Annotated in this window: 16 protein-coding genes and 1 tRNA gene; 2 read left to right on the forward strand and 15 right to left on the reverse strand. The window is 69.5% G+C overall.

The window, feature by feature from the left end; translation table 11 throughout:
• Nucleotides 1-31: 31 nt before the first annotated feature.
• Nucleotides 32-2,650 (reverse strand): glycoside hydrolase family 3 protein, encoded by a 2,619-nt coding sequence (locus tag AC1G9L_RS12390; RefSeq protein WP_481069222.1) that lies wholly within the window; start codon nt 2,648-2,650, stop codon nt 32-34.
• 392 nt (nt 2,651-3,042) lie between these two features.
• On the opposite strand from AC1G9L_RS12390, the gene AC1G9L_RS12395 reads away from it, so the two are divergent.
• Complete coding sequence (locus tag AC1G9L_RS12395) at nt 3,043-5,007, forward strand: PhoX family protein (protein WP_481069223.1); 1,965 nt, start codon at nt 3,043-3,045, stop codon at nt 5,005-5,007.
• Nucleotides 5,008-5,076: 69 nt separating this feature from the next.
• On the opposite strand, the gene pgi is transcribed toward AC1G9L_RS12395, so the two are convergent.
• From pgi to pcnB, 7 genes are all read right to left on the reverse strand, one after another.
• Nucleotides 5,077-6,591 carry a glucose-6-phosphate isomerase gene (gene pgi, locus AC1G9L_RS12400; protein ID WP_481069224.1) on the reverse strand — a complete coding sequence of 505 codons (1,515 nt, stop codon included), beginning with the start codon at nt 6,589-6,591 and terminating at the stop codon, nt 5,077-5,079.
• A complete protein-coding gene (gene panD / locus AC1G9L_RS12405; RefSeq protein WP_019802071.1) occupies nt 6,588-6,968 on the reverse strand; it encodes an aspartate 1-decarboxylase in 381 nt (126 codons plus the stop codon). The genes pgi and panD overlap by 4 nt, the downstream gene beginning before the upstream one ends.
• A gap of 266 nt (nt 6,969-7,234) precedes the next feature.
• Complete coding sequence (locus AC1G9L_RS12410; protein WP_019798968.1) at nt 7,235-8,257, reverse strand: IS5 family transposase; 1,023 nt, start codon at nt 8,255-8,257, stop codon at nt 7,235-7,237.
• Nucleotides 8,258-8,356: 99 nt separating this feature from the next.
• Complete coding sequence (gene panC, locus AC1G9L_RS12415) at nt 8,357-9,196, reverse strand: pantoate--beta-alanine ligase (protein WP_481069225.1); 840 nt, start codon at nt 9,194-9,196, stop codon at nt 8,357-8,359.
• Entirely contained in the window at nt 9,193-10,011 is an 819-nt protein-coding gene (panB, locus tag AC1G9L_RS12420; protein WP_019800594.1) for a 3-methyl-2-oxobutanoate hydroxymethyltransferase, read from the reverse strand. Before panB ends, panC begins: the two co-directional genes overlap by 4 nt.
• Nucleotides 10,012-10,042: 31 nt before the next feature.
• Nucleotides 10,043-10,552, reverse strand: coding sequence for a 2-amino-4-hydroxy-6-hydroxymethyldihydropteridine diphosphokinase (gene folK, locus AC1G9L_RS12425; protein ID WP_481069226.1), 510 nt, complete (start codon nt 10,550-10,552; stop codon nt 10,043-10,045).
• Nucleotides 10,549-11,967: a polynucleotide adenylyltransferase PcnB gene (gene pcnB / locus AC1G9L_RS12430; protein ID WP_295911571.1), complete on the reverse strand. Its 1,419-nt coding sequence runs from the start codon at nt 11,965-11,967 to the stop codon at nt 10,549-10,551. The genes folK and pcnB overlap by 4 nt, the downstream gene beginning before the upstream one ends.
• Nucleotides 11,968-11,997: 30 nt before the next feature.
• On the opposite strand from pcnB, the gene AC1G9L_RS12435 reads away from it, so the two are divergent.
• Nucleotides 11,998-12,072, forward strand: a tRNA-Glu gene (locus tag AC1G9L_RS12435).
• 260 nt (nt 12,073-12,332) lie between these two features.
• Here AC1G9L_RS12435 and folE2 read toward each other — a convergent pair.
• From folE2 to AC1G9L_RS12470, 7 genes are all read right to left on the reverse strand, one after another.
• Nucleotides 12,333-13,268: a GTP cyclohydrolase FolE2 gene (gene folE2 / locus AC1G9L_RS12440; protein ID WP_481071113.1), complete on the reverse strand. Its 936-nt coding sequence runs from the start codon at nt 13,266-13,268 to the stop codon at nt 12,333-12,335.
• 397 nt (nt 13,269-13,665) lie between these two features.
• Nucleotides 13,666-15,093 (reverse strand): sugar porter family MFS transporter, encoded by a 1,428-nt coding sequence (locus tag AC1G9L_RS12445; protein ID WP_019801349.1) that lies wholly within the window; start codon nt 15,091-15,093, stop codon nt 13,666-13,668.
• A gap of 91 nt (nt 15,094-15,184) precedes the next feature.
• Nucleotides 15,185-16,525, reverse strand: coding sequence for a xylose isomerase (xylA, locus tag AC1G9L_RS12450; protein WP_481069227.1), 1,341 nt, complete (start codon nt 16,523-16,525; stop codon nt 15,185-15,187).
• A 34-nt stretch (nt 16,526-16,559) separates the two neighbouring features.
• Nucleotides 16,560-18,053: a xylulokinase gene (gene xylB / locus AC1G9L_RS12455; RefSeq protein ID WP_019801832.1), complete on the reverse strand. Its 1,494-nt coding sequence runs from the start codon at nt 18,051-18,053 to the stop codon at nt 16,560-16,562.
• A gap of 831 nt (nt 18,054-18,884) precedes the next feature.
• Nucleotides 18,885-21,767: a TIM-barrel domain-containing protein gene (locus tag AC1G9L_RS12460; RefSeq protein WP_019801831.1), complete on the reverse strand. Its 2,883-nt coding sequence runs from the start codon at nt 21,765-21,767 to the stop codon at nt 18,885-18,887.
• Nucleotides 21,768-21,820: 53 nt separating this feature from the next.
• Nucleotides 21,821-23,506, reverse strand: coding sequence for a DUF5597 domain-containing protein (locus tag AC1G9L_RS12465; protein WP_481069228.1), 1,686 nt, complete (start codon nt 23,504-23,506; stop codon nt 21,821-21,823).
• A 17-nt stretch (nt 23,507-23,523) separates the two neighbouring features.
• Complete coding sequence (locus AC1G9L_RS12470) at nt 23,524-25,458, reverse strand: sialate O-acetylesterase (protein ID WP_019801829.1); 1,935 nt, start codon at nt 25,456-25,458, stop codon at nt 23,524-23,526.
• Nucleotides 25,459-25,501 lie beyond the last annotated feature (43 nt).

Raw genomic sequence — 25,501 nt, forward strand, 5'->3', positions numbered from 1 at the left:
CGATCAACCCATTCGCCGCCTGCGCCGCCGCTCAGTGCAGCGGGCAGTCGACCACGCTCTGCGCGTCGTTGCTGCTGCCCAGCGCGATCCGCGACAGCGCCAGGTCCAGTGCGCCGTCACTCTCGATCTCCGGCAGACGCTCCAGCCGGGTCAGGTCGGCGCCGGCCGCCGCGAAGCACTTCAACGGCACGCCCAGCGTGCGCCACTCGCCCTTGGGCAGCGCGGCCAAGGCCTTGCCCAGGTCCACGCGCGCGCCGCAGTCGTGGCCGCAGGCCACGCCGAGGCGCGCGGCTGCGCTGGGCGCCGCGTCCACCTTCAACGTCAGGATCAGTTGCACGTCGCCATTGCTCTCGCGCGAGACGTCCAGCGGCTTGGGCAACACCAGCGCCAACCCGGACTTGCCGCTGCCGGACCAGACGAAGCGGCGCGCATCCTCCTGCGCCTTGTCGTCGATCGCGGTGACCTTCAGCGATCCGTCGGCCAGTGCCGCCGGGAAGGTCGCCGCCGGCAGGTTGGCCTGGGCGCCGCCGAACAGGATCAGGTTGATGCCCACCGCCGGCTTGCCGCGGTCCAGGTATACCCCGCCCACTGCCTGCGCACCGGACACGCCCGAGACCTCGGACAGCCGGCTCAGATCGCCCTTGTCTTCGTAGGTGAGGCCATAGCCGAAGGCGAACTGCGGGCTGTAGTTCTTCTGCCCGACGTTGTTGGCGAACTGCACCGCGGTGCGCGGCCAGGAGAAGCTCAGCTTGCCGTGGAAGTCGTACTGCACGCTGCCGTCGGGCTTGCGCAGCAGCACGTCGGCGATGCCGGCGCCTTCGGAACCCGGCAACCAGGCCGCGACGAAGGCGTCGGCGGCGTTGATTTCGCGGTTCACCCACAGCGGCCGCCCACTCAGGAACACCGCCACCACCGGGATGCCCTGGGCCTTGAGCGACTTGATGAGTTCCAGGTCGCTGTCGTCGCCGGGCTTGTACAGCAGCGTGGCGATGTCGCCCTGGAACTCGGCGTAGGGATGCTCGCCAAACACCACCACCGCCACGTCCGGCTTGGTGGTGAACTTGCCGTCCACCGCCAGTTCGGCACTGCCGCCGGCGGCGCCGACCTGCTGCTGCAGGCCCTCCCAGATGGTGGTGCCATTGGGGTAGTCGGCGCGCTTGGTGCCGGTGCCCTGCCAGTTGAGGGTCCAGCCGCCGGCCTGCTTGCCCATGTCGTTGGCGCCGTCGCCGGCGACCAGCAGCTTGAGCTGCGGCTTCAGCGGCAACAGCTGCTGCTGGTTCTTCAGCAGCACCAGCGATTCGCGCACGGCCTGCCGCGCCACCGCGCGGTGCTCGGGCGCGCCGAGCAGCGCGAACTTGCCGCCGAGCGGGCGCTGCGACGGCTTGCCGGCCTCGAACAGGCCCAGGCGCAGCTTGACCCGCAGGATGCGCCGCACCGCATCGTCCAGCCGCGCCATCGGGATCTCGCCCGACTTCACCGCCTTCAGCGCGTTCTCGTACACGCCTTTCCAGCTGTCCGGCGCCATCAGCATGTCGACGCCGGCGTTGAACGCGGCCGGGCAATCGTCCTTGCGGCAGCCCGGGACCTGGGCATGGCCGTTCCAGTCGCCGACCACGAAGCCGCCGAAATGCATCTGCCCCTTCAGCACGTCGGTCAGCATGACCTGATTGCCGTGCATCTTGACCCCGTTGACGCTGTTGAACGAGGCCATCACCGTCTGCGCCCCCGCCGCGATCGCCGGCGGATAGCCGGCGCCGTGGATGTCGCGCAACTGCTGTTCGCTGATCCGGGTATCGCCCTGGTCCTTGCCGTCGGTGGTGCCGCCGTCGCCGAGGAAGTGCTTGACCGAGGAGATCACGTGCGACCCGTCCAGGAAACCCGGCGTGCCGGGCACACCCTGCAGCCCCTCGACCACCTTGCCGGCGAAGCTGGCCACCACCTCGGGCGACTCCGAATAGCCTTCGTAGGTGCGGCCCCAGCGGTCGTCCTGCGGCACCGCCACGGTCGGGGCGAAGGTCCACTCCATGCCGGTGGTGCGGGTCTCGGCGGCGGTGATCTCGCCGATCTTGCGCATCAGTTCCGGGTCGCGAGTCGCGCCCAGGCCGATGTTGTGCGGGAACAGCGTGGCGCCGACGATGTTGCTCTGCCCGTGCACCGCGTCGATGCCGAAGATGATCGGGATCGCCGGGCCGGCGCCGTCGGTCTGCATCGACGCCGCGTAGTAGGCATCGGCCAGCGCCAGCCACTGCGCCGGGCTGGCGTCGTACTTGCCGCCCGGATCGGAATTGCCGCCGGCCAGCACCGAGCCGATGTGGTACTTGCGCACGTCCTCCGGGGTCATGCTGCCGATGTCGCCCTGCACGGTCTGCCCGACCTTCTGCTCCACCGACATCTGCGCCATCAGCTTGGTGATGCGCGCCTCCAGCGCCGGATCCTCCTTCAATGGCCAGGCCGGCGACGGCCACCGGTCCGGATGGATCGGCGGCGGCGGTGCGGCCGCCGGTGCGACCGGCACGGAGCGACCGGGAACCGCGGCGGCCAGGGCCAGCAGGCCCAAAGCGGCGGCCGCGGCCAGCGCCGTGCGAAGCGGCGCGCGCGCGCCAGCGGTCTGTGTGTGCAAGAGACTCCCTCCCAGGAACGGCGAACGCATGCCATGTCGCGGCCGGACCGCACACGCCGAGGTGCGGCCGGCGCCTACGCTTCCCGAATCGCCCCAAGCCTGTCAACCGCGACGCGAGGTATGCCTCGATGCCGCACGGATATGGACTGACGCTATAGCGATGGAATACCGGCGTGGCTTGCCTGGGGCCGCGTCCGGGTCGTTGCCGGCCCTCCCCCGGCACCCAGTGCCGACCCTGCATTTGCTGCGTTGCAATATCGACCTCGTCGCGCACTGCGCAAGCGGCACCGCGTCCACCGCGGCAGCCGCCTGCCGCGCGCGCTCCCGGATTTCAAACAAATGTCACCAAGCGCGCCTAGGTTGGGCCGGGCCGGCACAGAGGGGGAGTGGTCGGTATCCCGCCCGTTCTGGAGAGTCCCCCGATGTCGCATCTCCCCGATTCCGGTCGCCGCCGCGCCCTGCGCCTGCTCGCCGGCACCTCCCTGCTGCCGCTCGGCAGCCTTTCCGCCGCCGTCTTGGCGAGCGACGCCGCGGCCGCGCGTCTGCCACCTCAGCCGGGACCGCGGCCAGGCCGCCCACCACGGCCGCGCGTGCGCGCGGTCAGCTTCGACGGCATGGCTGCGCCGTCGCTCGCCGACCCCGCGGCGATGGCCACCACCAGCGTGCGCTCGCATGTCGATGTGATCCTGCACGATGGCAGCCGCCAGCGTTACGCCCTGACCTACCGCCCGTTCTTCATGACCGGCGACCAGGTCCCCGACGGCGCCGGCGGCAGCGTGCTGGCCGGCGGCTACTACGACATCCACAACCGGCCGATCCTGGACCGCTCGGTCCCGGGTGCCGAACGTCCGTTCTTCTCGGACTGTCCCGACGGCTCGTCGCTGCTGACCCTGCCGCACGCGCACGTGCCCGGCGTGCGCGGCAACACGGTGTTCGCGGTGGTGCAGTTCGAGTACACCACGCGCGATCTGGCCGGCAACGGCACCTATCGTCAACTGCCGGCGCCGATCGCGGTGCTGACCCTGGACCAGGACCCGCGCAGCGGCCACCTGCGCCTGGTCAAGTACCACAACGTCGATACCTCGGCGGTGCATGGCCTGTGGACCACCTGCGGCGCCAGCCTGTCGCCCTGGAACACGCATCTGTCCAGCGAGGAGTACGAACCCGATGCCGCCAGCATCGCCGGCAACACCCAGTTCCAGCGCTTCAGCGAACACCTCTATGGCGATCCCACCCGCGCCAATCCGTACCACTACGGGCACCTGCCGGAAGTGACCGTGCACGCCGACGGCAGCGGCAGCATCCGCAAGCACTACTGCCTGGGCCGCATCTCGCACGAACTGGTGCAGGTGATGCCGGACCGGCGCACCGTGCTGATGGGCGACGACGCCAGCAACGGCGGCCTGTTCCTGTTCGTCGCCGATCGCGAGTGCGACCTGTCCAGCGGCACCCTGTACGTGGCGAAGTGGCGGCAGCGCTCGGCCAGCGGCCCCGGCGCGGCCACCCTGGACTGGATCCGCCTGGGCCACGCCAGCAGCGACGAGATCGAAGCGATGGCCGACGTGCTGCGCATCGGCGACATCATGGACGTGGCCACGCGCGATCCGGGCGACGCCGGCTACACCCGCATTCCCTACAGCGGCGGCTTCAATTGGGTGCGGCTGCGCCCGGGCATGGAACAGGCCGCCGCCTTCCTGGAAACCCACCGCTACGCCGCGCTGGTCGGCGGCAGCCTGGGCTTCACCAAGATGGAGGGCACCACGGTCGACACGCGCGACCGCATCGCCTACTCGGCGATGTCCTACATCCAGGGCAGCATGCTCGATGGCTCCGGCGACATCCGCGTGGAAGGCCCGACCGCCGGCGCGATCTATGCGCTGCCGCTGCGCGGCGGCCAGCGCGACCAGCTCGGCCAGCCGATCCGCAGCGAGTGGGTACCGGTGTCGATGAGCGCCCCGCCCGCACTGACCGGCCGCGACCTGCCGGCGGCCGACACGCTGGGCAATCTGGCCGACCCGGAGCGCATCGCCAATCCGGACAACATCAAGTTCTCGCAACGCCTGCGCACGCTGTTCATCGGCGAGGACAGCGCCATGCACGTGAACAACTTCCTGTGGGCCTACAACGTCGATACCGGCAAGCTGTCGCGGCTGCTGTCGGTGCCGGCCGGGGCCGAATCCACCGGCCTGCATGCGGTCGACGAGATCCATGGCTGGACCTACGTGATGAGCAACTTCCAGCATCCCGGCGACTGGGAAAGCCCGTTGCACGACAAGGTCAAGGCGCAGTTGGATCCACTGGTCCGAGCCAACTACAAGGACCGCTACGGTGCCGCGGTGGGCTATCTGACTGGCGACCCGGTCGGATTGCGCCTGGACGACGTCTGAGCGCAGCGTCCAGCATCACTGACCGATCGCGCGAGCCAGCCAGGCTCGCGCGATCAGATGCTGCTTCGCTCAGCCCTGCAAGCGCGCCAGCACCGCGCGCGTGACCGGGTCGGCGATCTCGGTGGACTGGCCCTGCAGCGCCGGCAGCAACTGGCTGGCCAGTTGCTTGCCCAGTTCGACGCCGAACTGGTCGAAGGCGTTGATGCCCCACACCACCGACTGCACGTACACGCTGTGCTCGTACATCGCGATCAGCGCGCCCAGTGCCTGCGGGGTCAGCGCGTCGAGCAGGATCAGCGTGCTCGGGCGGCCGCCCGGGTAGTCGCGGGCCGGATCGTCGCTGCCCTGCCCGTTCGCCAGCGCCTCGGTCTGCGCCAGCAGATTGGCCAGTAGCGCCTGGTGGTTGACGGTGTACGGATCGTCGTTGCGGATGCAGCCGATGAAGTCGGCCGGCACGATGCTGGTGCCCTGGTGCAGTGCCTGGAAGAAGCTGTGCTGCACGTCGGTGCCGGCGCCGCCCCACCACACCGGCACGGTGTCGGCCTCGACCGGGCTGCCGTCCAGGCGCACGCGCTTGCCCAGGCTCTCCATCACCAGCTGCTGCAGGTAGGCCGGCAGCAGCGCCAGGCGCTGGTCGTAGGTCATCACCGCCTGCGTCGCGTAGCCGAGCAGGTTGCGGTTCCACAGCGTGGTCAGGCCATGCAGCACGGCCACGTTGCGCTCCAGCGGCGCGGTCAGGGCGTGTTCGTCGAACTGCGCCGCGCCCTCCAGCAATTGTTCGAAGGCATCGGCGCCGATCGCCAGCGCGATCGGGAAGCCCACCGCCGACCACAGCGAGTAGCGCCCACCGACCCAGTCCCACATCGGCAGCACGCGGCCGGCGGCGATGTCGAAGGCCTTGGCGGCGCGCTCGGGATTGGCGCTGACCGCGTACAGGCGCTCGCTGCCGCCCAGCCAGTCGCGCAGGATCTGGCCGTTGAGCAGGGTTTCCTGGGTACCGAAGGTCTTGGAGATCAGCACGCCGGCAGTGCGCGCCGGATCCAGCGTGGCCAGGGTGCGCTGCATCGCTGCGCCGTCCACGTTGGAAACAAAATGCACGCGGAAGCGCGCGCCGCTGACCGGACGCAGCGCGTCGGCGACCAGGCGCGGGCCGAGATCGGAGCCGCCGATGCCGACGCTGACGATGTCGGTGACCTCGGTCTGCGCCAGGGCGTCGATCAGCGCGCGCATGCGCTGCTGCACCTCGCGCGCGCTGGCGTGGGCCTGGCCGGCCACCGGCGCGTCGGTGAGGTCGCCGCGCAGCGCGGTATGCAGCGCGGCGCGGCCTTCGGTGACGTTGACCGTCTCGCCGCGGAACAGGCGCTGGAAGGCGCCGGCCAGGTCGTGGTCGGCGGCCAGCGCCAGCAGCGCGTCGAGCGCGGCGCGGTCGTACTTCTGCCGCGCGAAATTGAAGTACAGCGGTCCGACCTGCAGCGCCAACGTCTCGGCGCGGCCAGGTTCGGCCGTCAGCAGGTCGGGAAGGCGCGCCCCGCGCAAGCGCTGGGCGTGGGAATGCAGTGCGTCGAAACCGGTGGACTGTGTCATGCGGCCTGCTTTGGGATGCTGTGGTTGGTATGGGTGATCTGGTTGTTGCCGTCCACGTAGACCAGGGTCGGCTGGAAGCGCGCGGCTTCCTCTTCGCTCATGCCGGCGAAGGCGGCGATGATGATCAGGTCGCCGACCTGCACGTGGCGCGCGGCGCCGCCGTTGAGCGAGATGATGCCGCTGCCCTCGTCGGCACGGATCGCATAGGTGCTGAACCGCGCGCCGTTGGTGACGTCCCAGATATGCACCTGCTCGAACTCGCGGATGCCGGTCGCGTCCAGCAGCAGCCCATCGATGGCGATCGAGCCTTCGTAGTTCAGCTCGGAATGGGTGACGGTGGCGCGGTGGATCTTGGTCTTCAACAGGCTCAGTTGCATGGGGCGGGACTGCGGTCAGGAAAGACGCGCAGTTTAGCAGCCGAGGGGTGAAACGGCGGTGGCAGGCGGCGCCCGCCGTAAGCGTCGTAGGAGCGGCTTTAGCCGCGACCGGGCCTTCATCGGTCAGGCCCGGTCGCGGCTAAAGGGCACCTCGAACAACCTGCCACGACCTGGAGCCAGGGGCAGCATCTGTCGCAACGGCACCAGAGCGGCGCCTGATCGTGGTGGTTGGGAGGCTGAGGTGGCCGCTCGGCCACCTCAGCCGATCACGCCGGCACCATGGCCCGCTCCTGTAGCCGTGCCAGCCGCATCACGTTATGGCTGGCGACCTTCAGCCCGATCACCACCTTTGCCCGCGCCAAGCCGATGCAGCGTACGAACTTGCCGCCTTGTTGGGCCAAGCGCGCAAACGGGTGCTCGCCGAACACCCGATCCTTGGCAATGCGACGGTTCCGGCGCTTTGCTGCCTCGCTCAAGGGCTTGCGTGCCTGCCCTTGATGTTGGATCGCGGGGCGGTAACCACGCTTTTTCAGGTCTGCTTCTCGCGCTGCATCGGCATACCCGCTATCGGCCCATACCGTGCGGCCGGTGTTGTCCGGGTCCAGCACCTGCTCGAAGTGGCGGCTGTCGTGCACGTTGGCCGCGCTCACGTCGTAGCGGCGGATGAAACCCCAGCGGCGGTCCGTGCTGGCGTGCAGCTTGTAGCCGTAGAACGTCACCCCATGCTTCCTGGTCCAGCGTGCCTGCACGTCTTTCTGCGCACGCTTGGCATCACTCCAGTCCTGGCCGACGTCATCGCCCTGCTTGATCTGCGCGTTCTCCTCGCGCGTGTTGCGCTGGATCGGAGCGCTGACGATGCTGGCGTCGATGATCTGACCGCCGCGGGCAATGAACCCAGCACGTTGCAATTGCTCACCGATCGCCGTGCTGATGTCGCCCATCAGATCCTTGGTCTTGAGCCGTTCGCGCCACACCCAGATCGTCTTGGCGTCGGGCACCTTGCCGCTGTGTTCCAGTCCAAGGAATTGCTGGAAGCTGCGCCGATCCAGCACCTGATACTCCAGCGCATCGTCGGAGAGGTTGTACAACTGCTGCAACAGCAGCAGCTTGATCATCATCTGCGTCGGCCAAGCCGGACGGCCGCCGCGCTTGCCGGTACCCAAGGACAGCTTCGCGTCTACGGCGTGAGCAATCCCGGCAAAGTCGATATGCCGTGACAGCAGAGCCAGAGGATCGCCGATCTGCTGCCGCTTGGCTTCGCGTTCGTGGCCGGCAAACAGGCTGATCATCGTGGCGTCCTCGGCGTGTTCTCCAGACCAATGATGCCAAAGGTGGGGTTTTTAGAGGTGCCCTAAAGCCGCTCCTACGACGGGATCAGACGACCGCGCTCAGAATTCCAGGTTGTCGATCAGCCGGGTGCGGCCCAGGCGCGCGGCGATCAGCGCCACGCGCGGGCCGGTGGCGTCCTGCGGCTCGCTCAGGTCGGGCGCACGCAGCACGCTGTAGTCGACCTCGAAGCCGGCCGCCTGCAACTGCGCGGTCGCGTCCGCCTCCACCTCGGCGCGCGGGCGCCCGGCCAGGTGGCCGTCGCGCATCGCCCGCAGGGTGCGGTGGATCTGCGCCGCGCGCGGCCGCTCCTCGGCCGACAGGTACTGGTTGCGCGAGCTCATCGCCAGGCCGTCGGCCTCGCGCACGATGCTGCCGCCGAGGATCTCGATCGGGAACGCCAGGTCGGCGACCATCTGCCGGATCACCGCCAGTTGCTGGTAGTCCTTCTTGCCGAACGCGGCCAGGTCCGGCTGCACCTGGTTGAACAGGCGCGCGACCACGGTGCAGACGCCGTCGAAATGGCCGGGCCTGCACGCGCCCTCCAGCACTTCGCTGACGCCCGGGGTGTGCATGCGCAGCGCCAGCTCCACGCCCAGCGGATACATGCTCTCCACCGTCGGCAGCCACAGCACGTCGCAGCCGGCGCCTTCCAGGCCGCTGGTGTCGGCCTCGGGCGTGCGTGGGTAGCGGGTGAAATCCTCGTTCGGGCCGAACTGGGTCGGATTGACGAAGACGCTGGAGACCACGCGGTCGGCGTATTGCCGCGCCAGCATCACCAGCGAGAAATGCCCGGCATGCAGGTTGCCCATGGTCGGCACGAAGGCCACGCGCAGGCCCTGCCGCTTCCAGCCGGAGACAGTGGCGCGCAGTCGCGCCAGGTCGGTGATGGTCTCGATCATTTGGCGTAGGCGTGTTCGGCGTCGGGGAAGGTGCCGGCGCGCACCGCGTCGGCGTAGGCACGGGCGGCACCGGCGATGGAACCGCCTTCGGCCAGGAAATCCTTGACGAAGCGCGGGCGGCGGTGGCCGCTGTCCAGGCCGAGGAAGTCGTGCATCACCAGCACCTGGCCGTCGCAGTCGGGGCCGGCGCCGATGCCGATGGTGGGGATGTCGATCTCGGCGGTGATGCGCGCGGCCAGCGGCGACGGCACGCACTCCAGCACCAGCAGCGCGGCGCCGGCCGCGGCGACCGCCTTGGCGTCGGCGAGCAGTTTGGCCGCGGCGGCCTCTTCGCGGCCCTGGATCTTGTAGCCGCCGAAGGTCAGCACCGACTGCGGGGTCAGGCCCAGGTGCGAGCACACCGGGATGTCGCGTTCGCTGAGGAAGCGGATCACGTCCAGCTTGTGGCCGGCGCCCTCCAGCTTGACCATCTCCGCGCCGGCCTGCAGCAACCGGGTCGACGCGTCCAGCGCCCGCTCGGGGGTGGCATCGGACTGGAACGGCAGGTCGGCCACGAGCAGCGCGCGTTGCAGCACCCGCGCCACCGCGGCAGTGTGATAGGCGATGTCGTCCACGCTCACCGGGAGGGTCGAATCATGGCCCTGCACCACCATGCCCAGCGAATCGCCGATCAGGATCAGGTCCACCCCGTTGGCGTCGAAGGTCCGCGCGAAGCCGGCGTCGTAGGCGGTCAGCATCACCAGCTTCTGCTGGCGGCGTTTGGCCTCGGCCAGGGCGGGAACGGTCCAGGGCTTGCTGTCGGCGTGGCTGCTCATAAGCTCATGTGCGGCGGTAATGAGCCGAGCATTATCTACCGATTGGCGCGATCCCGCCGGTTTCGATGCGGTCGCGTACGTCACGTACCGTTCCATGCCCCGGAATCACCGCGTCGGCGGCGATCTCAGCCAACGGCAGCAGCACGAAGGCGCGCTGGTGCAGGAACGGATGCGGCACCTGCAACCCGGGCAGGTCGATCGTCGCCTGCGCGTACAGCAGCAGGTCCAGGTCGAGGGTGCGCGGACCCCAGCGTTCGCCGGGCAGGCGCTGGCGGCCATGGCGGTGTTCCAGGTCCAGCAGCGCCTGCAACAGATCCGGCGCCGGCAGCGCGGTGGCCACCAGCGCCGCGGCGTTGATGAAGTCCGGCTGGTCCTCGCGGCCCCAGGCCGGGCTGCGGTACAGCTGCGAGGCGCGCAGCAGGCGGGTCTGCGGCAGGGTGTCGAGCGCGGCCAGCGCCGCGCGCAGGGTCGCCGCGGCGTCGCCAAGGTTGCCGCCCAGGCCGATGCAGGCCTGGACCGGCGCCGGTGTCGCGGCGCTCACTCGACGGGCGTGGCGGCGTCAGGGCGGCGGCGCCGGCGCCGGCGGCGCTTGGGGGTCTCTTCGCTGTCGGCCGGCGGCGCGAACGCCAGCTCGTCGCCGGCGTAGTCCACCTCCGGATCGAAGCCGCGCGGCGGCGGCGCGTAGCCGGGCTGCTGCTGCAGCTCGCGCCAGTAGGCGATGTCGGCCGCATGCTCGTCCGAGGCGGACTGGCGCACGATCAGGAAATCGAACGCGGCGCGGAAGCGCGGGTGCGACAGCGTGCGCATCACCCGCTTGCGCTGGCGCGAGGTGAAGCGCGACTGCAGCAGCCAGATCTCCTGCATCGGCAGCGAGAAGCGCCGCGGCAGCGCCACGGTGCTCAGCTGGTGCAGGGTCACCCGGTCGGCGGCGCGGCGTTGCGCCTCCTCCATCTGCATGCCCTGCTTCTGCAGGGTCATCAGCGCGCGGCAGTACGCCGGCCACAGCAGCAGCGCGAACAGGAACGCCGGCGACACCGGCTCGTCGTTGGCGACGCGGTTGTCGGTGTTGCGCAAGCCCTCGATCAGCATCCGCCGCAATGCGCCGCTGCGGTTGGAGCGCAGCGCCGCCGCGCTCTCCGGGAACAGCGCGGCGAGCAGGCCGTGCCGCTCCAGGCCCTCGAAGCTGGCCACGCCATGGCCGGACAGGAACAGCTTGAGCACTTCCTCGAACAGCCGCGCCGGCGCGGCCTCGGCCAGCAGCCCGGCCAGGCGCGGGATCGGCTCGGCGGTGCCGGCCTCGATCTCGAAATCGAGCTTGGCCGCCAGGCGCACCGCACGCAGCATGCGCACCGGGTCTTCGCGGTAGCGCTGCTCGGGGTCGCCGATCAGCTTCATCAACCGCGCCTGCACGTCCTCGAAGCCGCCGACGTAGTCGCGCACCGAAAAGTCCTCGATGGCGTAGTACAAGGCGTTGCAGGTGAAATCACGACGCACCGCATCGTCCTCGATGCTGCCGTAGACGTTGTCGCGGACCAGGCGGCCGTTGTCCACTTCGCGGTCGCCGCTGCCGTCGTCGACGTTGGCGCGGAAGGTGGCGACCTCGATGATCTCACGGCCATAGACCACGTGCGCCAGGCGGAAGCGGCGGCCGATCAGGCGGCAGTTGCGGAACAGCTGCTTGACCTGTTCGGGGGTGGCGTCGGTGGCGACGTCGAAATCCTTGGGCTGGACCTGGACCAGCAGGTCGCGGACCGCGCCGCCGACCAGGTACGCGCCGAAGCCGGCCTCGCGCAGCCGGTACAGCACGCGCAGGGCGTTGGGGCTGATGTCCTTGCGCGAGATGGGGTGCTGATCGCGCGGAATCGCGCGCAGGGTGAATGGCGATGGAACTGGCGGATTGATGATGGCGCTTCCGTATCGGGTTGCGGGATTGCCGAAGGGCGGCGAGACCCATATACTAGCGCGCTGCAATCGACGCGACCAAACGCTCCCTTCGTCTAGTGGTTAGGACGTGGCCCTCTCAAGGCTAAAACAGGGGTTCGAGTCCCCTAGGGAGCGCCATCCTCGCCTCGCCTGCAGCGCGACACCGCAGAAACCCCGCCTTGGCGGGGTTTTTTGCGTTCTGGGGCCGGCGGTCGGCAACGCCGTGTCTATCAGTGGGCGCTGGCGCCGGTCGCCCTCGACCAGGCGGAAGCAGGTGCCGGCCGGCGTCTCGAAGAACGCCGAGGCGCCCATGCCGGCCCGGGCGAAGGCTCGATCGCACAGGCGCAGGAGCTGAGCGGCGACATTGGGCACGTCGCCGCGGGTCAGCTCGCGCTGCGTCAGCGGCCGCCCTCCCCCGCCGCGATGGCAACCGGCGCCGACCCCGTCTCCGCCACCGCATCGTGCGCATGCAGGCTCTCCAGGTGCCGCACCTGCACCTGCACGTCGGCGTAGCGCGCACCCAGCGCATGCTGCAGGCGCCGCGCGGCGTCCTCCACGTACATCAGGTTCTCGCCGTTGCGGCGCGCGAATGCCTGTTCGTCGGCGCGGCGCACCGCCGCCTGCACCGGCGTGGCCAGGGCCTGCTCGGCCAGCACGATCACTCCCTCGGCGTCGAAGCGCACCGCACGGGGCGACACGCCGACCCGCACCGAGGCCACGCTGCGCTGGCTATGCGGGGTGGCATGGCTGCCGTGCCGGAGCAGCCAGTCCGCGACCGCCTCGCGCGGGACCAAGGCCTGATCCACGTGCTGCTGCACAAAAGCCTCGCTGAGCAGTTGCCGCGCCAGCGCCGCCGAGCATGGACAGGTCGAGGAATACAACAACTCCACGCTCAACCCCAGGCGGACCACGCCGCCGCGCAGCTCGGCGTCGATCCGCAGCGGATACGCCCGCCAGCCGGCCAGCCCCGGACTGCGCAGCGCCGGGCTGCGACGCAGCAGTTCCAGCCGCAGCGACACCCGCGCCGCGGTCGAGGCGCAGTCGGCATGGCTGTGCACCATCGCCCGCAGCAATTGCGATAGGCGCGACGGCGACAGCGGCTGCTGCGCGCTCTCGTCGAGGAGGCGGTACAGCCGCGACATATGAATGCCCTTGACCTGCGCCGACGGCAGATCGACGGCAAGCGCGGCCTGCGCCGGCACGGGTGCCGCAGGCACGCCCTCGCCCATTTCCAGACTGATCGGCAGCGCGATGCCGTCCATGCCCACCCAGTTCAGGGGAGCGGAGATCTGCGACGGTTCGTCGGCAGCGACATCGGGCAATGGCGAGGGGATCTGCAGGTTCATCGGATCGGCGGGAGCGGCAAGGGAGCGAGGGAAGGCAAGCAAGGCGGAGTCGCAATTGTTATAAAGTAACACAACAAGCGCACGCCGATGGGACCGCCCTTCGCGAACCTCAGGAATCAATGATGTCTATGGGCTGCGCGGACCTGCTCGCAAGGATTCGCCCGGACCCTCATCCGCCCCTGCGGGGCACCTTCTCCCCGAAAAGGGGGCCATGGTCCCAGTGGGAGAAGGGAGAGGCCAGAGCCCCTCTCCCACCGGAAGAGGGGTTGGGGTGAGGGTCCGGCGCGCGCAGCGCCGCCACCGATCCGGCAATGCCTTCAGCCGCTCACTACAGACACCTCGATCCGGACACGGCACGCGCGCAGCACGCGCGTGCGCATCGGCCTCAGCCCTGCATCTGCTCCAGTTCCTTACCCTTGGTCTCGTACACATAGCGCAGCACGAAGAACACCGACAGGAACGCAGCAACGGTGTAGATGCCGTAGGCACCGGCCAGGCCGATGCTGCCGAGCAGGATCGGGAAGGTCACGGTGATGGCGAAGTTGGACATCCACTGCGCCGCGCCGGCCACGGCCAGGCCGGAGCCGCGGATCTGGTTGGGGAACATCTCGCCCAGCATCACCCACATCACCGGACCCCAGGACATGTTGAAGAACACCACGTAGACATTGGCCGCGATCAGCGCCAGCCGGCCCATGCCCGGCGACAGCGCCAGCTTGCCCGCCGCATCCAGCGAGGCGCTGGCGAAGGCGATGGTGACCAGTGCCAGCGACACCGCCATGCCTGCCGAGCCGATCCACAGCAGCGGCTTGCGCCCGATCCGGTCGATCAGCACCACCGTGACCAGGCAGGCGCCGATGCTCAACGCGCCGGACAGCACGTTGATCAACAGCGCGTCGCTCTCGGAGAAGCCCACCGCCTGCCACAGCACCGCGCCGTAGTAGAACACCACGTTGATGCCGACCAGTTGCTGGAAGGTGGCCAAACCGATGCCGATCCACACGATCGGGCGGACCTTGCCGGTGACCTTGCTGACCAGGTCGGACAGGCGCGGCTTGTGCTGGTCGGCCGAGAGCGAGGCGGAGATCTCGGTCAGCTTGGTCTGCGCGGTGCCGGCGCCGTACAGCCGGGTCAGCACCGCCAGCGCCTGCTCGCGGCGGCCCTTCACCACCAGGAAGCGCGGGCTCTCCGGAATCGCCAGCAACAGCAGCAGAAACGCCGTGGACGGCAGCGCCTGCATCCAGAACATCCAGCGCCAGGCAGGCTGCCCCAGCCACAGCGCCTCGGTGGACGCGCCGGCCGCCTTGGCCAGCAGATAGTTGCTGAGGAAGGCGCAGAACAGCCCGCCGATGATCGCGATCTGCTGCACCGTGGCCAGGCGGCCGCGGTAGCGCGCCGAGGCGACCTCGGCGATGTAGGCCGGCGACATCACGCTGGCCGCGCCCACCGCGAACCCGCCCATCATCCGCGCCAGCACGAACACCGCCGAGTTGTGCGCCGCGCCGGCGCCCAACGCCGACAGCAGGAACAGCGCCGCCGAGACGATCAGCACCGTGCGCCGGCCCCAGCGGTCGGCCAGCGAGCCGGCCAGGAACGCGCCGACCGCACAGCCGAGCAGCATCGAGGCGACCTCGAAGCCGGTGCCGGCGGAACTGGATTGGAAGGCCTCCTTGAGACCATCGACGGTACCGTTGATGACGCCGCTGTCGAAGCCGAACAGGAAGCCGCCGATGGTGGCGACGCAGCTGATCAGGATGATGAGGCGGGTGTTCTCGCCGGCGTCGGCGTGGCGATCGATCGGAACACTGGACATGGATTCACCTGGTGGCGTGCAAGAGGAAGACGGCCGGCGCGCGGGAAGGAGCGTGCGCAGCGGCGGCACCGGGCCGCCGCCGCGCACCGGTTCAGCGCAGCAGGTACTGGTTGATCAGGTTCTCGTAGGCTTCCTGGCGGCCGCTGCGCTGGGTCGGCTCGCCGGCCTGCGCGGCGTGCGCGGCCAGGTCGACCAGCGTGCTGTTGCCGGCGGCGAAGGCCGCGCCGGCGCCGCTGTCGAAGCTGGCGTAGCGCTCGCGGCGCCACTGCTCCAGCGGCGAGGCGGTGAGCAGCGCGTGGGCGACTTCGAGACCGCGCGCGAACGCGTCCATGCCGCCGATGTGGGCGATGAACAGGTCCTGCGGATCGGACGACTCGCGGCGCACCTTGGCGTCGAAGTTGAGTCCGCCCGGGGCCAGCCCGCCCTGCCGCAGCACCACCAGCATCGCGCCCACGGTGTCGTACAGGTCGACCGGGAACTGGTCGGTGTCCCAGCCGTTCTGCGGATTGCCGCGGTTGGCGTCGATGCTGCCGAGCAGGCCGGCGTCGCTGGCCACCTGCAGGTCGTGTTCGAAGCTGTGCCCGGACAGGGTGGCGTGGTTGGCCTCGATGTTGAGCTTGAAGTCCTGGTCCAGGCCGTGCTGGCGCAGGAAGCCGACCACGGTGGCGCTGTCGAAGTCGTACTGGTGCTTCATCGGCTCCATCGGCTTGGGCTCGATCAGGAAATTGCCCTTGAAGCCGATGCTGCGCCCGTAGTCGCGGGCCAGGGTCAGGAACCGCGCCAGGTGCTCCTGCTCGCGCCGCATCTGCGTGTTGTGCAGGCAGGCGTAGCCTTCGCGGCCGCCCCAGAACACGTAGTTCTCGCCGCCCAATTCCACCGTCGCCTCCAGCGCGGCCTTGACCTGCACCGCCGCGCGCGCGACCACGTCGAAGTCCGGGTTGGTCGCCGCGCCGTTCATGTAGCGCGGATGCGAGAACAGGTTGGCGGTGCCCCACAGCAGCTTGACCCCGGTGTCGGCCTGGCGCTGCCTGGCGATGCCGACCATGTGCTTGAGGTTCTTTTCGTACTGGCCGATGTCCTCGGCGTCCGGCGCCAGATCCACGTCGTGGAAGCAGTAGTACGGCACGCCGAGCTTGGTGAAGAACTCGAAGGCCGCATCGGCCTTGGCCTCGGCGCGGCCCAGCGCATCGCTGCCGGCGTCCCAGGGATAGGCGCGGGTGCCGGGGCCGAACGGATCGGCGCCGTTGCCGCAGAAGCTGTGCCAGTAGGCCACGGCGAAGCGCAGGTGCTCGGCCATGGTCTTGTCGCCGACGCGCTTGTCGGCGTCGTAGACCTTGAACGCCAGCGGGTTGTCCGAGGCCTTGCCCTCGAACGGGATGCGGCCGATGCCAGGGAAAAACTCCTTGGCGCCGGTGTAGACGGAAGTGCTCATCACGAAGTCCTGGTGCGTTGCGGGGGAAAGGGAATCACGCGGCGTACAGCGGGCCGATGGCCTGCAGATGCCGCTGGAAGCTCTGGTAGTGCGCCTGGTACTGCGCACCGCGTTGCGCATCCGGCTGCGCGGACCGCGCCGGGTCGTCCTGCTGGTGCTGCAGCACCACCTCGGCCAGGCTGGCGCGCGCGCCCTGCGCCCAGCCGTCGGCCCACAGCGCCTGCAGCGCGGCGCCGAATGCCGCGCCCTCGGCCTGCGCCGGCACGTGCACCGGCAGCCCGAAGAGATCGGCGATGAGCTGGCGCCAGCCGATGCTGTTGCTGCCGCCGCCGGTGAGGGAGATGGCATCGAACTGCAGCCCGGCGTCAACGAAGGCGTCGAAACCGTTGCGCAGGCTGTAGCTGGCGCCCTCCATCGCCGCGCGATAGAAATGCGCCGGCGTGGTGTTGTGCAGGTCCATGCCGGTCAGGCAGCCGCGCGCGGCCGGCAGGTTCGGGGTGCGTTCGCCGTTGAAGAACGGCAGCAGGACCAGTCCATCCGCACCGGGCGCGGTGGCGGCGAGCAATGCCTCGCCCTGCCCGGTCTTGATGCCGAACAGGCGCGCGATGGTCTCGGTGGCCACCGTGCAATTCATGGTGCAGATCAGCGGCAGCCAGCCGCCGCTGGAAGAGCAGAACGCGGCCCAGCGTGCGTCCGGGTCCACCACCGGGCGCTCTGCATAGGCGAACAGCGTGCCGGAGGTACCCAGGCTCATGCTCAGGCGTCCCGGCACCACGTTGCCGGTGCCGATCGCCGCCATCATGTTGTCGCCGCCGCCGGTGGCCACGCGCACCTCGCGCGGCAGGCCCAGCGTCTGCGCTGCGGCGGCGGACAAGCGGAGGCTGCTTTCGGTCGGCACCAGCGGCGGCAACGCCGCGGCCAGGTCGCGCTGCGGATCGATCGCCTGCAGCAGCGGCGCCGACCATTGCCGGGTACGCACGTCCAGCCAGCCGCTGCCGGAGGCGTCGCCGACCTCGGCATAGCGCTCGCCGGTGAGCCAGAAATTGACGTAGTCGTGCGGCAGCAGCACCGTCGTCATCGCCGCGTAGGCATCCGGACGATGCTTGCGCGTCCACGGCAGCTTGGAGGCGGTGTAGCCGGCCAGGATCGGATTGCCGGCCAGTTCCACGCAGCGCTGCGCGCCGCCGACCGCGTCCATGATCTCCTCGCACTCGCGCTGGGTGCTGGTGTCGCACCACAGCTTCACCGGCGCGGTGACCTGGCCCTGCGCATCCAGCGGCACGAAGCCGTGCTGCTGCCCGGACACCGCGATGGCCCGCACCTGCGCCCGCTGTTCGGCGCTCAGCGCAGCGAAGCAGGCGACGATGCCGTCGATCCACCACTGCGCCTGCTGCTCGCGGGTGCCGTCATCGCGGCTGATCAGCTCCAGCGCGTGGCCGTGGGTGGCCACCACCTGCCGGCTGTCGGCATGGTAGGCGAGCAGCTTGACGCTCTGCGTGCCCACGTCCAGGCCGATGTACAGACTCATTGCCCTACCCGCCACATCGTGCACACACCCAGTTCCATCATCGCTCCAGGAGAAAGGCCGGCGTGCGGGGACCGCCCGCCGTGACGCCGAGTGTAGTGCGCACTGCATGCATCACGTAGCGGCGCATGATGACGCTGCGCGTCGCGCTCTGCCAGGGCGGCCCGAGCGATGACGTACGCACGCAATGGATCCTGCCGCCCTGCAGCCAATTCACGGTCAACGCATGCAGAAGCGGGACACGGATCGAGCCAACGCATGTCATTGCGGGCAGTGATGGCCCGTCGCATGCGCGACACGATGGCGACTGGCGCGGTCTCGACTCTGCGCAGGATGTGTCTACACACGGCACCATCTTGATGCGCTGCATCAAACCTGCGCGCAGGGTGTGCGCATGTTGCACCGTTGCGCATTCGATGCATCCCTTCTCCCCGTGGACCATGGTCCTCTTCGGGGGAAGTACCCTAGGGAGCAGATGAAGCGCTTCGCTCCGTACCCTCACCCCAACCCCTCTCCCGACGGGAGAGGGGCTATCGGCTGTTCCTTCTCCCATTGGGAGAAGGTGCCCCGTAGGGGCGGATGAGGGTACGGGCGAAGCCTCGTACACCCGGGCTCCACGAGTCGCTTTCGCGCCGGACCCTCACCCCAACCCCTCTCCCGAGGGGAGAGGGGCTAGCCGCTGTTCCTTCTCCCATTGGGGGAAGGTGCCCCGAAGGGGCGGATGAGGGTGCGGGCGTAGCGCGCCTATTTAGCTGCATCGCGACCCAGTCAGCACGCCACGACCGCCAGCATGGGGCAACCAACGCTGGCACCATCTCGCGCGCCATCCCAGGCTCATCCTGCCCGCGCCGCGACGGCATGGCCGGTCCCCTTGCGCGGCACCTCCAGGGGTTGGCCGCGATACTCCACGCTGGCGTCGGCGGCGGGTTCGAGTGCGCCGGCATCGTCGCGCGGGCCATCGACGAAGCGCACATGGATGGTGCGCCGGTCATGCATGCCCGGCCAGCGCCCCTCGCGCGCGCCGATGCGCAACACGCCGCTGGCCTGGTCCCACTGCAGCGGAATTCGGCTGAACTCGCCCTTCTCATAGCCGTAGCCGGTGCCGTCGTCCTCGTACAGCGAGAAGCGGCCGTCGGTGCCGGTATAGACCACCACGGTCAGCGGCGCATCCGGAATCTGGTCGACGTACTGCTGCACTTGGGTCATCGGCACGATGGCGCCGGCGCGCACGAACAGCGGCATGCGCTGCAGCGGCGCGGCGGCGTCGATGGTCTGGCCGCCGGCGTGGCGCGCGCCACTGGTGAAGTCGATCCAGTCGGTGCCCGCCGGCAGGTAGACCTGGCGCGAGGTCGCACCGAATCGGGTCACCGGCGCGACCAGGAACGCCGGGCCGAACAGGTACTCGTCGTCGATGTCGGCGACCTTGGGGTCGTGCGGGAAGTCCATCTGCAGGCCGCGCATCATCACCCCGTCGTGGTGATAGGTGTCGCCGGCGAGCGTGTAGATGTAGGGCAGCAGCGCATAACGCAGCCGGCTGTAGTAGGCCATGCTGGCGTAGTACGGCGTGCCTTCCGGCGCGATGTTCCAGATCTCGCGGTACGGGAACTGGCCGTGCGAACGGAACAGCGGCACGAAGGCGCCGAACTGGAACCAGCGTGTGTTGAGTTCGCGCCACTCGGGCAGGTGCGCCGGGTCCTGGGTTTCGTAGCGCTTCTCCACGGCGAAGCCGCCGATGTCGAAGGTCCAGTTCGGCAGGCCCGACATCGACAGGTTGACGCCGGCGGAGATCTGCTCGCGCATATCCTCCCAGCGCGAGGCGATGTCGCCGCTCCACACCGCCACGGCGTTGCGCTGGATGCCGGCGTAGCCCTTGCGCGAGAGGATGAACACGCGCTTGCCATCGGCGGCGCGATCGCCGGCATAGACGCCGTGGGTGTGCGGCAACGGGTAGGAATTGAAGAACTCGGTGGACGGCCCCAGCGCGGTCGGAGTGGTGCGCGCCTTGCGCTCGGCGATGTCCAGGTTGGAGTGCACGTCCGGCTCGTCGGCATCCAGCCACCAGGCATCGATGCCCTTGCGGTTGAGTTTTTCGTCGATCTGCCGCCAGTAGATCGCCTGCGCATCGGCCGCGTACGGGTCGTAGAACGCGTTGGTGTAGCCCTTGCCGATCCAGTCCAGTTCGCCCACCTCGACGTTGCGCCGGTAGATGTGCCCGGCCGCGTCCAGTACCTTGTAGTGGGCAGTGCTCGGATAGAACTTCGGCCAGACCGAGATCATCAGTTGCGCGTGGCTGGCGTGCACCGCCTTGACCATGCCGTCCGGATCCGGAAAGCGCGCGCGGTCGAAATCGTGCGAGCCCCAGGCGTTCTCCGGCCAGTACGACCAGTCGAGCACGATGTTGTCGATCGGCAATTGCCGCCGACGGTACTCGGCCAGCGCGCCGAGCAGTTCGTCCTGGGTCTTGTAACGCTCGCGGCTCTGCCAGAAGCCGTAGGCCCACTTCGGCAGCAACACCGCCTTGCCGGTCAGCGTGCGGTAGCCGGCGATGACCTGGTCGGCGTTGTCGCCAGCGACGACGTAGTAGTCGATCATCTGCCCCGCTTCCGACCACAGCGACAGGTCGCCGGCTTCGGCCGCCGGCAGCGGGTCGCGATGCAGCAGCGCGATGTAGCTGGGATCGATCAGGTCCCATTCGACCTTGAGGGTATGCCGCTGGCCGGGCTGCAGCTGCAGCGCGAACTCGTGGTGCCAGGGGTTCCAGTTCTGCCGCCAGCGGTCGACCAGCAGCTTGCCGTCGACCCACAGCCTGGCGTACTCGCTGGCGTAGAGCGAGAAGGTATGCGTGCCGCCGCGCTCGGCCTCGATCTGGCCTTCCCAGCGCACCTGCATGCGGCGCTTGTCGCCGGGCTTGGCCGCGGCGGGGAATTTCGCCAGGTCCTTGATGTACTGATAGTCGATGTCGGCTTCGCGACGCTCCAGCACCGGCTTGCCGTCGATCGCGTAGTGCGCGGTCAGCGCGCCGGGCTTGCCGTGCGCGTCGTACAGGCGCAGTGTCGCCGGCAGCGGCTGCAGCCCGCGCGGATCGCCGAAGCGGGTGATCGCATTGTTGTCCCACAGGATCCCGTAGTTGCGGCTGGACACCAGGTACGGCACCGCCATGTCGAGATTGCTCTGCAGCAGTTCGATGTCGTGACCCTTCTGGTTCATCCAGCCCTGCTGGTGCTGACCGAACCCGTAGAAGGCCTCGTCTGGCGGCGAGACGAAGCGTTGGCGCACGCTGAAATAGTTCCTGCCTTCGACCTGCAGCGGCGCGAAGCTGCGCCCGCCCGCCACTTCCGCCAGCAGCGGCGTGCCCTGCGCATCGGTGAAGCCGACATGGCCGTCGAGGGTGGAGACCTGCGCGGTCATCCGCGCGGTCTTGAGCTGCACCGTGTCGCCGTGTTGCTCCAGCGTAAAGCCGGTGTCGCCCTGCACCGGCACCCGCATCAGGCTGGGTGTGCGCTGGAAAGCGCCGGCAGGATCGGCGCTGACCCGGACGATGCCGCGATCGATCACCTGCAGGCGTACCGGCGCCGCGCCCCTGGCGCTGGGATGCACGGTGATGCCGTCGGCATCGCGGGTCACCTGCTGCGCGGCGGCGGACGCGGCGACCGCGAGCAACGCCAGCACCAACAGGCGTGGCAACGAAGGCGGCAGGCAACGGTTGGCGTGGTGCATGTTCACTCCCTTGGAAAGTCACGCGGCACGGCGCGTCTGGCGCCGCCGCGTCGTCAATAGGTCGCCAGGGTGACGCGCAGCAATTGCGGCACGTCGGAGAAATTGAGTCCGTAATCGGTCTGGTCGCCGTTCCAGTTGCGCCGGAACCGCCACTGCTCGCCGTCGTACACGCCCTCCTCGACCCGGTCGTAGAGCATGTTGGCGGTCGCGGCGCTGGCTGGGTGCAGGGTCACCCGCGCGTGCTGGGCGGTGATCAGGAAGGTGTCCGGGCCGAGTTCGGCGATCAGCGCCGCGCCGATCGGTGCGGGATTGCCGGGCGGCTCGCCCTGGAACCAGAACTGCGGCACGCCATAGGTGACGGTGGCGCTCCAGCGCGCGTTGAGCGGCAGTTCCTGCACCGCCTGGCCCGGCGCCTCGGCGGTGCCGTGCAGCTTGCCCGCGGCCGCGGCGCGGGCGAACACGCGCATGCCCATGCCCACCGCGCGATAGCCCAGCGCGAACGGCGCCAGCGCCTGCGCATCCATGCGCTTGGCGCCGAGCGGATAGTTGGAGTAGCCGCTGTAGTCGATGCCGAAGGTGGACCAGCCGATGCCGTCGTGGCCTAGCGCCGGATACAGGTAGCGGGCATACTCGGGGCGGTTGCCGGTCTCGGCGACGAACAGCGCGTTGTCGGGGCGCGCGTAGCGCTGCAGCACCGTGGTGTACAGCGGGTACTCGGGCATGTAGATGTCCGGCGCCAGCAAATCGATGTGCGGCGCCGCCGCCTTCCACACGTCCAGCACGTTGTCGGTGGGGCCGCCGCTGGCGTACTGCCCGGGCTGGCCCGGATTGAACGGGCCGCGCAACGCCGCATTGACGTAGATCGGCAAGGGATACGCGGCCTTGCCGGCCTCGGCGATACGGTCGATGAAGTGCGCGATGTGCCAGGCATGGAAGATCTCGTCGGCATCGGCGCCGAACACCTGCGCCCAGTTGCCCGGCGACTTGCCGAGCCGCTGCAGCAACACCTGCGGCACCGGGCCGTCGAACACGCGCTGCGCCATCGGCGAGAAATCGCGCGCACTGCCGTAGGTGCCGGGCTCGTTCTCGGCCTGCACCATGATCACGGTGCGCTGCGGATCGGCCTGGCGCAGATGCCGCATGAAGGCAACGAAGGCGGTGCGGTCGGCCTGCAGCGTGGCCGGCGCCAGCGGCGACAGCGAACCCAGGCGTCGCCCATCGCGCGTGACCACGCGCGGGAAGCGCGCATCGTCGGTCTTGACCCAGTGCGGCGCGTAGTTGGGGCCGTTGTTCTTCCAGGTGCCGAACCACAGCAGCACCAGCCGCACCCGTTGCGTGCGCGCCTGCGCCAGCAGGGTATCGACGAAGGAGAAATCGAAGCGGCCCTCTTCCGGTTCCACCTGCTCCCAGGCGACCGGCACCTGCACCGTGTTCGACCCCAGCGCGCGGATCGCCGGCCACACCTGCGCCAGCGCCGCCGGATAGTTGCTGGAGTTGTTGACCTGCGCGCCGAGGATCAGGAACGGTGCGCCGTCGACCAACAAGGCATGGCGACCGTCGGTGCTGACCAGGCGCGGGATCGGTGCCTGGCCCGGCGCCGATGTCGCGGCAGCAGGCGTGTGCCCACCACCCGACGCTGCATCCGGCGCGGCCTGGCAGGCGCTCAGCAGCAGCGACAGCAGGACCGGCAGCCGCCATGCGGTGCGCAACGCGCGCGACGGCGATCCGGTTCTTTGCATGCGGCCAGTGCCCTGCCTCACCAATCGTCGCTGCGGAACGGGCCCACCGGCAACTGCTCGCGGTTGACCAAATTGGCGTCCTCGGGGTTTTCGCTCCAGGCGTAGCGCAGTGCCTGCGGCTGCGGCACCGCGTCGCTGCGGACCACCACCTGGTCGCCCTCGATCCGTGCCTGCGCCGGATGGAAGTGGCGATCGGCGCCGGCCAGGGCGAAGCCACGCACCACCGTGCCGCCGCCACGCACCGCCAGGGTGCTGCCCATCAGGTCGAACATCACCCGTGCCTGGCCATCGGCGAACGTGGCGCGCGCGAACATCGGCGCGCTGTAGACCAGGGTTTCGCAGTAGGCCACGTGGCGTGCGACCAGCGCCAGGCGATGCCCCACGTCCTGCTTGTTGGGGGGATGAATGTTGTCCGGCGTACCGACGTCGATGGTCACCGCCTGCCCGGTGGCCGGCAGCGCCAGCGTCCTGGTCTGCGATTCGCGCAGTTGCGCCCATGGACTCAGGTCGCCCTGGTCGTTGCCGGCCTTCCAGTTGGCCAGTTGCACCCACAGGAACGGCAGCTGCGGCTGTCCGCGCTCCTGCCGCCAGCGCCCGATCAGCGACGCGAACTGCTCCCGGTAGCGCAGCGCGCCATACGGGTAGGCGTTGCTCTCGCCCTGATACCAGATCACGCCCTTGACCGGGAACGGCTGCAAGGGATGGATCATCGCGTTGTACAGCAGCGTCGGGACCTGGTTCTTGTCGTCGTTGGCGGCCAGCGTGACCTTGCCCGGGCGGAACTGCCAGTCGCCGGCCAGCGAGCGCGGCCGACCGCCGTCGGGCTGCATGAAGAACGCCGCCGCATCGCCGGGAATGCCGCCGAAGCCGCCGGTATCCAGGATGCGGATCGCGACGTGGTTGACGCCGGCGCGCAGCGCTGCCGGCGGCACCCGGTAGCGGCGCGGTTCGGTGTAGCGCCCTTCGGTGTGGCCGACCTCCACGCCATTGACGTAGGTGGTGTCGGCATCGTCGGCCGGACCGATGCCCACGACGGCGCCGGCCTTGGCTTCGGCTGCACTGAGGGTGAAAGTGCTGCGGTACCAGGCGACGCCGTCCATGCCGACGTAGCCATGCTGTTCCCACAGCCCCGGCAGCGGCTGACGGTCCCAGTCGCGGTCGTCCAGATCCGCGGCGGCCCAGCCGGCATCCGCATCCGCGATGGTCGGCTGCGGCCAGCGCGCCAGGCGCTTCCGGGTCTCGTCGAGGTCCTGTGCGTCCTTGGCCTGCATCTGCGCGATGCGCGTGCGCACCTGCGCCGCATCCACGCCCGGCGAGGCGGCGTCCATCCAGGCTTCGATCGCGCTGCCGCCCCAGGTGCTGTCGATGATGCCGATCGGCACGCCGTTGCGCTGGCGCAGCTCGCGCGCGAAGAAATACGCCACTGCCGAGAACGCGCCGGCAGTGGCCGGCGTCGCCGCGACCCAACTGCCGCCGGGCAGCCGCGGCTGCGGCTGCGCCGCCCAGGCCTTGGGCACCTTGAAGTTGCGCAGTTGCGGATCGGTTGCCGCCGCCACTTCGCGCGCGCCGTCGCGCGCCTGCGCCAGCGGCCACTCCATGTTGGACTGGCCGCTGGCCAGCCACACGTCGCCGATCAGCACATCGCCGATGCGGTGCTGGCTGCCGTCGCCCTGCACCTCCAGCACGTACGGGCCACCGGCCGCATGCGCCGGCAACTGCAGTTGCCAGCGGCCATCACGGCCTGCGACCGCACTGGCGCTGGCACCGTCCAGGCGCGCCTGGATGCGTACGCCAGGCGAGGCCCAGCCCCACACCGGAATCGGCGCATCGCGCTGCAGGACGGCGCCGTCGGCGAACAGCAACGGCAGTTGCAGTTCCGCCGCGGCCGGCCATGACGCGAGCGCCAGCGCCAGCAGCGCCAGCCGAACGGTGGAATGCAGCGGTCTTGCCATGAGCGGTTCCTGCGTCGGGAGGAAAGCCGGCGGCAGCCACCCG

The sequence above is a fragment of the Xanthomonas sp. NCPPB 1132 genome (assembly GCF_056629235.1).

Excerpts from the sequence above, each read along its gene's own strand:
- AC1G9L_RS12390 (WP_481069222.1), bottom strand. The coding sequence starts at position 2,650 with ATGCGTTCGCCGTTCCTGGGAGGGAGTCTCTTGCACACACAGACCGCT.
- AC1G9L_RS12395 (WP_481069223.1), top strand. The coding sequence starts at position 3,043 with ATGTCGCATCTCCCCGATTCCGGTCGCCGCCGCGCCCTGCGCCTGCTC.
- pgi (WP_481069224.1), bottom strand. The coding sequence starts at position 6,591 with ATGACACAGTCCACCGGTTTCGACGCACTGCATTCCCACGCCCAGCGC.
- panD (WP_019802071.1), bottom strand. The coding sequence starts at position 6,968 with ATGCAACTGAGCCTGTTGAAGACCAAGATCCACCGCGCCACCGTCACC.
- AC1G9L_RS12410 (WP_019798968.1), bottom strand. The coding sequence starts at position 8,257 with ATGATCAGCCTGTTTGCCGGCCACGAACGCGAAGCCAAGCGGCAGCAG.
- panC (WP_481069225.1), bottom strand. The coding sequence starts at position 9,196 with ATGATCGAGACCATCACCGACCTGGCGCGACTGCGCGCCACTGTCTCC.
- panB (WP_019800594.1), bottom strand. The coding sequence starts at position 10,011 with ATGAGCAGCCACGCCGACAGCAAGCCCTGGACCGTTCCCGCCCTGGCC.
- AC1G9L_RS12445 (WP_019801349.1), bottom strand. The coding sequence starts at position 15,093 with ATGTCCAGTGTTCCGATCGATCGCCACGCCGACGCCGGCGAGAACACC.
- xylA (WP_481069227.1), bottom strand. The coding sequence starts at position 16,525 with ATGAGCACTTCCGTCTACACCGGCGCCAAGGAGTTTTTCCCTGGCATC.
- xylB (WP_019801832.1), bottom strand. The coding sequence starts at position 18,053 with ATGAGTCTGTACATCGGCCTGGACGTGGGCACGCAGAGCGTCAAGCTG.
- AC1G9L_RS12460 (WP_019801831.1), bottom strand. The coding sequence starts at position 21,767 with ATGCACCACGCCAACCGTTGCCTGCCGCCTTCGTTGCCACGCCTGTTG.
- AC1G9L_RS12465 (WP_481069228.1), bottom strand. The coding sequence starts at position 23,506 with ATGCAAAGAACCGGATCGCCGTCGCGCGCGTTGCGCACCGCATGGCGG.
- AC1G9L_RS12470 (WP_019801829.1), bottom strand. The coding sequence starts at position 25,458 with ATGGCAAGACCGCTGCATTCCACCGTTCGGCTGGCGCTGCTGGCGCTG.